The organism is Cognatundibacterium aquatile (assembly GCF_014699135.1).
GTDB lineage: Bacteria > Pseudomonadota > Gammaproteobacteria > Burkholderiales > Burkholderiaceae_D > Undibacterium > Undibacterium aquatile.
In genome coordinates this window covers 1-1,181 of record NZ_JACOFT010000013.1, presented here as the reverse complement: position 1 = coordinate 1,181, position 1,181 = coordinate 1, and the positions used below count along the sequence as shown (strand labels likewise).

The following is a 1,181-nucleotide window of genomic DNA, read 5'->3' as shown; positions in this document are numbered from 1 at the left end:
TGACCTGCTCCCCAAATTAGTACGAAACCAATTTAGAGTCCGCGGTTAAAAAACTGTCTGCAAATTGATTCGGCGTCAGATAGCCAATCGAGCTGTGCGGTCGTTGCTCATTATAGTCCTGACGCCACTCTTCTATCGCTTCCCTGGCGTAGCGCAGGGAAACGAACCAATGTTCGTTCAAGCACTCGTCTCTGAATTTACCGTTGAAACTCTCTATGTACGCATTTTGCTGCGGCTTGCCTGGTTCGATAAAGTGGAGTTTTAGCCCCCGTTCATAGGCCCATGCATCCAGCGCCTTACCGGCAAATTCGGGACCGTTGTCGACCGTGATCGATGTCGGCAGCCCACGGTTTTCTGCCAGCCGTTCCAGCACGCGAACGACCCGTAGCCCGGGTAGGGAGCGATCCACTTCAATGGCCAGGCATTGTTTTGTAAAATCATCGACGATGTTCAAGCACCGAATTCGTCGTCCATCCACCAGGCCGTCCGAGACGAAATCCATCGACCAGCTTTGATTCGGTGCCATCGCCGGCGCTTTGACTACGCGTTCGACGCCAGCAATACGTTTGCGTTTCCGTCGGCGAATCATCAGCCCGGCTTCCCGATACAGGCGGTAGGTGCGCTTGTGATTGATCACCCAGCCATCCCGCCGCAACAGGATGTGTAACCGCCGATAACCGTAGCGCCGCTTCTGGTTGGCCAAATCGTGCAGCCGTGCTTTGAGCGAGGTGTCGTCCTGCCGTTGGCTTTGGTAGCGGTAGTTGGATCTCGATATCCCGATCAGCCCACAAGCACGGGTAATTCCAAGCTGATGCGCCGTCATCAGATGCAAAACGGCAGCACGCTTGGCCTGTGGGCTTACCACTTTTGGTTGACGATATCTTTTAAAGCAGCGTTGTCGAGCATCGATTCCGCCAGCAGACGCTTGAGTTGAGTATTCTCGGCCTCCAGGGCTTTGAGCCGCTGTGCATCGGAGACACTCATGCCGCCGAATTTGGCTTTCCAGTTGTAGTAGGTGGCTTCGCTGATGCCGTGCTGACGACATAGGTCAGCCACTTTCTTGCCAGCTTCAGCTTCCTTCAAGACACCGATGATTTGGGTTTCCGTAAATCGTTTTTTCATGCCTGCCTCCGTTAGGCAGACTCTACATCTTTATCGTACTAATTTTGGGGAGCAGGTCA

Annotated in this window: 1 protein-coding gene; it reads right to left on the bottom strand. The window is 53.7% G+C overall.

The window, feature by feature from the left end; translation table 11 throughout:
- Positions 1-16 precede the first annotated feature (16 nt).
- A protein-coding gene (locus H8K26_RS17580) for an IS3 family transposase (protein WP_390367113.1) occupies positions 17-1,122 on the bottom strand; the annotation gives its coding sequence in 2 pieces (ribosomal slippage) (positions 17-864 and positions 864-1,122; 1,107 coding nt in all).
- Positions 1,123-1,181 lie beyond the last annotated feature (59 nt).